Raw genomic sequence first — 7,169 nt, 5'->3', positions numbered from 1 at the left:
TTTTTCACCAGCTTCACCAATTGCTAAGACTCCATCATCACCTTTAGAAATAATTTCAAATGTATGGTTAATACCATTTGCTCTAAGCTTTTCACAGCTATTAATTGCTAATTCATCATCACGAATTGAAATATAGGAAAGTTTTCTAGCATTACCCTTTACTAAAAGTGCAGAAATATTTTCGCTATAAAAGAAGGATAATAAATCTGAATTACCTCTTTGATAAGTTATTTTATTATCATAAAGAGAATTAAAAACAATTAAATAACCACTATTAATAAATCTGTTTTCAACTGGAGCGAAAACAATATCATCACCATCTTGCAAAAATAGTGCAAGTTCAAGGCCTTCTTTATCGCATTCAATTGAAGAAAAAATAATCTTTTGTTCAGTAAGGTCCGCTATGATGATCTTCTTTTCCATAAAAAAAAGAATAATTAAGAAGAACTATATAGTCAATTAGCCATTTTTTCTCAAAAAACACAAGTTGTGAGATATAATAATTGTTATGGATGAAAGTTTATATAAAAATAACCCAGTAGTTGGAATATTAGTAGATGGAGAATTAAAGAGTCTTGACTACAAAATTCTTCATAAAGCAGAAATAGAAGAGGTAAAGCTCTTCTCTCCTCTTGGAAAAAGAATATATCGTCACTCAATTTGTTTATTACTATCCTATGCAGCTGCTTTTTTATATCCCAATAGGCACCTTGAAATAGGTCATAGTCTTGGTGATGGTTTTTACTTTCAATTCACAGACCATGAAGTAACAGAGGAAGAGGTAAAGGCCTTAAAGAATAAAATGGAAGAAGCTGTGGCAAAAAACCTTACAATAGAAACTAAATATGTTTCCTATTTAAATGCTTTAAAGCTTTTTTCAAAACCACAATATGAACACTCGCTATCACTATTAAAAACTCGTAATGATAGTGTGATAAAAATCAACACAATTGATGGTTTTTCTTTCATTGCTTACGAACCAGTTGTGACTCATACATCTATACTATCGATTTGGGAACTACGTTTATATCAAAATGGTTTACTCTTAAGATACCCTCAAACAAGAGATATAAATAATATTAAGGATTTTGTAGATAACCCTCTTTTATACAAAATATTTAATAAAAGTAGAGAAAATTTAAAAATCCTACATACAAGCTCATTAGGAGAGCTAAATGAGATAATAAAAAATGGCGATACAGAAAGAGTAATTACCCTTTCTGAAGCAATGATGAATCGTCAAATAGCTTTAATTAGTGAGAAAATAAAAACACTTGGTACTATTAAAGCTGTATTTATTGCAGGCCCTTCTTCCTCTGGTAAAACAACATCATCACTTAAACTATTTAGAGAGCTTGAGATAATTGGATATGAACCAATAAAAATATCCCTTGATGATTACTATCTACCAAAGGAGCAAGTTCCAAAGGATGAAGATGGTAATTATGACTTTGAAGTAATGGAAGCCCTTAACCTAGAACTGTTTAGGAATAACTTAGAAGAGCTATTAAAAGGAAATGAGGTTCATCTTCCTTACTATGATTTTAAAAGTGGTATGAGAGGAGAAAGTGAAGCTACTACTCTATTAAAAGAAAATTCAATATTAATTATTGAAGGTATTCATGCACTTAATCCAAAACTATGTCCTAACATTGATCCAAACGTTGTATATAAAATATACATTAGTTGTTTAACTAGTGTTTGTATCGATGAACAAAACAGAATAAGTACAACAGATAATAGAATTATTAGAAGACTAGTTCGTGATAGCAGAACTAGAGGTATTGCTCCTGAGGATACACTTTCTATGTGGCCAAGTGTTGAAAGAGGTGAGAAAAATCACATATTTCCATATCAAAATAATGCAAATAGCATGATTAACTCCAACCTATCATATGAAATTGCAGCCTTAGTGCCTTATGCAATTCCACTACTTAGGAGCATTAAACCAGACTGTGGCTATGCATACACAACAGCTAGAAGAATATTAAAATTCCTAGAGCTCTGCTATCCAATACAATCAGAAAAGATACCTTCAGACTCTGTATTGAGAGAGTTTATTGGTGGCTCTGTCTATGGCGCTATTTAGTCGCCATAGATAGAGGAAAGTCAGCTCCAATATTAGTGCCTTTTCCAAGCTCACTTTCAATAAATAACTTTCCACCATGATACAAAACTGCATGTTTTACAATTGATAAGCCAAGACCTGTTCCACCACTTGCTCTAGAGTGGCTTTTATCTACGCGGTAAAAGCGCTCAAATATACGCTCTAAGCTATCCTTGGGAATTCCTATTCCACTATCCTGTACTCTCAGCTCTAGAGAATTTTTTTCTCTTTTAAAGCTTATCTCAATTGTACCACCCACTTTATTATATCTAATTGCGTTATCAACAAGGTTATAAACAATTTCATAAAATAAATGAGGTACACAGCGAATAGAAATATCATCTGAATAATATGATATCTTAATATCCTTCTTATCAGCTGCAGATTTTAATGCATCAACAACATCATTAAAGAAAGCAGGAAGATTGATGTTATCAAAGTTCATTGCCACATCTTCATCAAGCTCTGAAATTCTAATACAGTCATCAATTAAGGAAACTAACCTAGAAGCCTCACTATGGATCTTTGAAATAAAATCATTTTGATCTTCACTCTTTACAACACCTGCACATAAAAGCTCAGAAGAAGCTAATATTGTCTGCAATGGAGTTTTTAACTCATGAGAAACATTAGCACTAAACTCTCTTCGAAGTTCTTCCGAACGGGCCTTTTCAGTAATATCTAAAAAGAGCAAACAAAGTCCAAGGTTCTTTTCTCCATCTTTTATTGGAGAAATAACAAGGGAGTATTCAAAACCATTCTTAGAAAAAATACTTTCAACATTCACTCCATCATGGGCTCTTCTTAATGCATCAAGGAAAGTAATCTCACGCTCAAGTGTAATTATATCTTTACCATTTGAAGACTCATCAGTATTAAAAAGATGCATTGCTGAGTTATTCATTGAAACAATTACATCATCACTGTTTACTAAAATAAGAGCTTCACTCATATTATCAGTAATGCCTTCAAACTCTCTTTTTTTTGCTTCAAGCTCATCCATCTTAGCTTTTATTTCTTTTTGCTGAGCATCTATTTTTACCAGTAGTGGTGATATTTCATCATAGGTATCATTTTCTAGTGGTGAATCCAAATTTAACGAATTAAGAGGCTTGATAATCTTACTCGATAACTTCTTTGAAACAAAAACTGCAATAATTGCAGAAAAGATTATGATAATAACCATTGAAGGAATAAGAGATAAAAGCTCAAATAGTATTGATGCTCTAGTCATAGAAACTCTAATAATAGAACCATCAGAGAGTCTATTTGCAGCATAAATTGTAGTAGTAGAGAGCGTTGATGAGTACCTTACACTTGATCCATAACCATATAAAGAAGCCATCTTAATTTCATCTCTATCGCTATGGTTTTCTAAGTGTGTCGCATCTACAGAGTCATCAAATAAAACCTGTCCATCATTACTTATCCAAGTAATTCTAAAATCAGGAATATTTAAGTTCTCTAAATATGGTAGACCTCCGACTTCTACGGCATTCTTTAGCATCTCTGTATCTGCTCTAAGCCTGCTTTCTTCTGTCTTTTCAAAGCTTGAATTAACTGCTACTAAAGCAGAAAGCAACGAAATGATTGTTATAAAAACAGCAGCTACTAATATTGCTCTAAATATCGTTTTGTTCATGGAACTTGTAACCTACTCCTCTAACAGTCTCAATCAACGCACCATATTGACCAAGCTTTTGTCTTAAAGTCTTAACATGTGCATCAACAGTTCTAGTTTCACTTAAGGAAGAAAGTCCCCAAATCTTCACTAAAAGGTCATCACGAGAAAAAACAATTTCAGCCCTGCGCATTAAAAAAAGTAGTAATTCATACTCCTTTAATGTAAGAACAACCAAGTTTCCATCTACTCTAACTTCATGAGCTGAGGTATCAATTTCAATTCCACTTGATGATACAATACTATTTTCACCACTACCACTTCTTCTTAATACTGCTTTAATTCTAGAAACCATTTCCATCATGCCAAAAGGCTTAACAAGGTAATCATCAGCACCTAAATCTAAACTTTCAACCTTATCAAACTCGCTACCTTTGGCAGTTGCCATTATTACTGGTACATCCATAATTTTTCTAATCTCTCTGAGTATAGAAACGCCATCCATATCAGGAAGCATGATATCAAGAATAATTAGTTGCGGCCTTTTCTTCTCAAGCTCTTTAAATAGGGACTCAGCATTTGAACATCCAACGGCTTCAAAGCCAACACTCTTTAAAGTATATAGCTCCAAGGAACGAATACTATCATCATCTTCAACGACAATAATCATAAAACTCCTCCTTCAACCTGCGTATATTGCCCACTTAGCAACATTAACAGCATGGTCCCCAATTCTTTCAAAGTATTTTGCACACATCAAAAGATCTGTAATGCTCTCTCCATCTGCATCATCTCTATTAATAGAGGAAATAACAGCTTTCTTTACTTTCAAAAAAAGATCATCAACTACATTATCATATTCAATCATTTCTTTAGCAAGCACCTTATCACGACGAACAAAAGCATCAAGAGCTGAATGAACCATAAAGACAACTGCTTCACACATCTTTTCAATTAAAATAGCTGCCTCATTATCTGATTTCTTAATATAAATAGATGTTTCAGCAACATCTGCTGCATTATCTCCAATTCGCTCTAAATCAGTAACCATCTTTAAAGCTGCAGAGATATATTTCAAGTCTCCTGCTACAGGTTGCTGTAATAACAAAATCCTAATACAAAGATTTTCAAGCTCCCTTTCTTTTTGGTTAATTTCACCTTCAAGCGACTTAATATCTTTTAAATCTAAATCACTCTTACCAATTAGAGAAACACACTTTGTAATAATTGCTTCACAAAGAGAGCCCATAGTAATTAACTCTTTTTCAAGCTGTGATAACTGTTTTAAATAATTTGTTCTCATATTAACCAAATCTTCCTGTAATATAATCTTCTGTCTTTTTTTCTTTAGGAGATGAGAATAACTCCTCTGTATTTCCAACTTCTATTAATTCACCTAAGAGGAAAAATGCAGTAACATCACTAATACGCATAGCTTGCTGCATATTATGTGTAACAATTACAATTGTATATTCTTCCTTTAGTTTAATAATAAGCTCTTCAATTTTTGAAGTTGAAATAGGGTCTAAGGCTGAGGTAGGTTCATCCATAAGCAAAACCTTTGGTCTAACAGCTAAAGCTCTAGCGATGCAAAGTCTTTGTTGTTGACCTCCAGAAAGGCCTAGTGCACTTTTCTTTAATCGATCTTTAACTTCATCCCATAAAGCTGCACCCTTTAAAGAGGACTCAACAATTTCATCTAGTTCAGCTTTTTTCTTTAACCCATGAGTGCGAGGTCCATATGCTATATTATCATATATGCTCATCATAAAAGGATTAGGTTTTTGGAAAACCATTCCAACATTCTTTCTTAACTCATTTACATCCTGAGACTCTTGGTAAATATCTTTACCCTCATATAGAACCTCACCTGTAATTTTTACTCCTTGGACAAGATCATTCATCCTATTTAATGTCTTTAAGAATGTACTCTTTCCACATCCTGATGGACCAATTAATGCGGTAACACTATTTTCACCCATCGATAAATTAATATCCTTAAGTGCATGGTGGTTTGAATAAAATAGGTCAAGTTTTTTACTCTCTAATATATTCATCTATATCTCCTAGCAAAATAACGTTCCAAGAAAAACGTTATTAAATTCAAAACAATTGTTAAAACCATCAAAATTGCTGCAATAGCAAAGGCAACGCCAAACTCACCCTGCTCTTTAGCATAAACATAGAGAGCAACTGTAAGAGTTGAACCAGAGGAAGAAAGTGCAGTTAAGTATCCATTTAAGGTGTGGGCAAAGCCCATAGTAAATAGTAATGCAGCACTCTCTCCTAGAATTCTTCCAACCGATAGAATACAGCCTGTTAAAATACCTTGTATTGAAGCAGGTAGTACTACAGTCCTAATAGTTCGCCACTTACCAGCACCAAGAGCAAAAGCTCCTTCTCTATAGCTATTTGGGACAGTTTTTAAGCTCTCCTCTGTAGTTCTAATTACAGTTGGAAGTGTCATCATTACAAGAGTTAAACTACCTGAAATTAAAGATGTTCTTAGCTTTAGAAATTGACAAAAGATTAGCATACCAGCTAAGCCATAAATAATTGAGGGAATACCAGATAGAGTTTCAGAAGCAAATCCAATTAGCTTAGTTATTTTTTTATTAGTTGCATATTCATTTAGATATATCGCAGCACCAACACCCAATGGAAGCACAATAATTAAAGTAGTAAGTACAAGATAAATTGTATTTACTATATCAGGTAAGATTCCAATTCGCTCCTCAAGGTATGATGGTGAAGTTGATATAAGCTTAAATGTAATGTTGCTAAAACCTTTAAAAAAAACATAGCAAACTAAAAAGAGAGAAAATAAAGCAACAACTAAAATGCTAAGAAAAGATAGAGCATTCATCAAATATGTATATAGCTTTCTACTACTCATTTATCTTTCTCCTCTCTTAGTGCCATCAAGATAGCGTTAATTAACATAATGAATACAAATAGTACTAAAGCTATTGAAAATAAAGCTTGCCTTTGAAGTCCTGAAGAATAAGACATCTCTATAGCGACTGCAGTTGTTAAGAATCTGACGCTTTGAAATAAGGATGGCATGTTAGCTACATTTCCCGCAACCATCATTACTGCCATTGCTTCTCCAATAGCTCTACCAATTCCAAGTACTATCCCAGTTAATATTCCACTCTTAGCAGCTGGAACACTAATTCTAAAGTAAGTTTCCGTTTCATTTGCACCTAGTGCAAGAGAAGCTTCCTCATACTCTTTTGGGACTGCCTCAAGGCTTGTTAAAGATACTTTAATTACTGTCGGTAATATCATTATAGCAAGTACAATTATTGCAGCAAAAAGCGATGCACCATCTGGCAGGGAAAAAACATTTCTAATTAGTGGCACTAAAATAAGCATACCAACTAAGCCATAAACAACAGATGGAATACCTGAAATAACTCCAATTACTACTACAAATAA

At 33.3% G+C, this 7,169-nt stretch carries 8 protein-coding genes; 1 reads left to right on the top strand and 7 read right to left on the bottom strand.

Annotated elements, in window-relative coordinates; all coding sequences use genetic code 11:
* Nucleotides 1-423, bottom strand: a 423-nt coding sequence (locus SOY52_RS00905) for an aldehyde ferredoxin oxidoreductase N-terminal domain-containing protein (RefSeq protein WP_320847103.1), incomplete at its 3' end; no start/stop codon positions are given.
* A gap of 85 nt (nt 424-508) precedes the next feature.
* Between SOY52_RS00905 and SOY52_RS00900 the strand changes: the two genes are divergently transcribed.
* Nucleotides 509-2,089: a nucleoside kinase gene (locus SOY52_RS00900; RefSeq protein WP_320847102.1), complete on the top strand. Its 1,581-nt coding sequence runs from the start codon at nt 509-511 to the stop codon at nt 2,087-2,089.
* On the opposite strand, the gene SOY52_RS00895 is transcribed toward SOY52_RS00900, so the two are convergent.
* The 6 genes from SOY52_RS00895 to SOY52_RS00870 all read right to left on the bottom strand — a co-directional run.
* Nucleotides 2,082-3,749 (bottom strand): ATP-binding protein, encoded by a 1,668-nt coding sequence (locus SOY52_RS00895; RefSeq protein ID WP_320847101.1) that lies wholly within the window; start codon nt 3,747-3,749, stop codon nt 2,082-2,084. The two genes, SOY52_RS00900 and SOY52_RS00895, sit on opposite strands and share 8 nt — an antisense overlap.
* The gene (locus SOY52_RS00890) at nt 3,730-4,398 is read right to left on the bottom strand and encodes a response regulator transcription factor (protein WP_320847100.1); all 669 of its coding nucleotides are present in this window, start codon (nt 4,396-4,398) and stop codon (nt 3,730-3,732) included. Before SOY52_RS00890 ends, SOY52_RS00895 begins: the two co-directional genes overlap by 20 nt.
* A 12-nt stretch (nt 4,399-4,410) precedes the next feature.
* Nucleotides 4,411-5,031 carry a phosphate signaling complex protein PhoU gene (phoU, locus tag SOY52_RS00885; RefSeq protein ID WP_320847099.1) on the bottom strand — a complete coding sequence of 207 codons (621 nt, stop codon included), beginning with the start codon at nt 5,029-5,031 and terminating at the stop codon, nt 4,411-4,413.
* A 1-nt stretch (nt 5,032) separates the two neighbouring features.
* The gene (gene pstB / locus SOY52_RS00880) at nt 5,033-5,785 is read right to left on the bottom strand and encodes a phosphate ABC transporter ATP-binding protein PstB (protein WP_320847098.1); all 753 of its coding nucleotides are present in this window, start codon (nt 5,783-5,785) and stop codon (nt 5,033-5,035) included.
* Nucleotides 5,782-6,624, bottom strand: coding sequence for a phosphate ABC transporter permease PstA (gene pstA, locus SOY52_RS00875; RefSeq protein WP_320847097.1), 843 nt, complete (start codon nt 6,622-6,624; stop codon nt 5,782-5,784). The genes pstB and pstA overlap by 4 nt, the downstream gene beginning before the upstream one ends.
* On the bottom strand, nt 6,621-7,169 hold a 549-nt coding region (locus tag SOY52_RS00870; RefSeq protein WP_320847096.1), incomplete at its 5' end, for a PstC family ABC transporter permease. The genes pstA and SOY52_RS00870, both read right to left, overlap by 4 nt.

Source organism: Bullifex sp. (assembly GCF_034103065.1).
Lineage (GTDB): Bacteria > Spirochaetota > Spirochaetia > Sphaerochaetales > Sphaerochaetaceae > Bullifex.
Note: the sequence above shows the minus strand (reverse complement) of the source record. Positions and strands in the feature narration are given on the sequence as shown.

Bases quoted from the DNA above. Each gene is read 5' to 3' on its own strand.
- SOY52_RS00900 (WP_320847102.1), top strand. From the start codon at position 509: ATGGATGAAAGTTTATATAAAAATAACCCAGTAGTTGGAATATTAGTA.
- SOY52_RS00895 (WP_320847101.1), bottom strand. From the start codon at position 3,749: ATGAACAAAACGATATTTAGAGCAATATTAGTAGCTGCTGTTTTTATA.
- SOY52_RS00890 (WP_320847100.1), bottom strand. From the start codon at position 4,398: ATGATTATTGTCGTTGAAGATGATGATAGTATTCGTTCCTTGGAGCTA.
- phoU (WP_320847099.1), bottom strand. From the start codon at position 5,031: ATGAGAACAAATTATTTAAAACAGTTATCACAGCTTGAAAAAGAGTTA.
- pstB (WP_320847098.1), bottom strand. From the start codon at position 5,785: ATGAATATATTAGAGAGTAAAAAACTTGACCTATTTTATTCAAACCAC.
- pstA (WP_320847097.1), bottom strand. From the start codon at position 6,624: ATGAGTAGTAGAAAGCTATATACATATTTGATGAATGCTCTATCTTTT.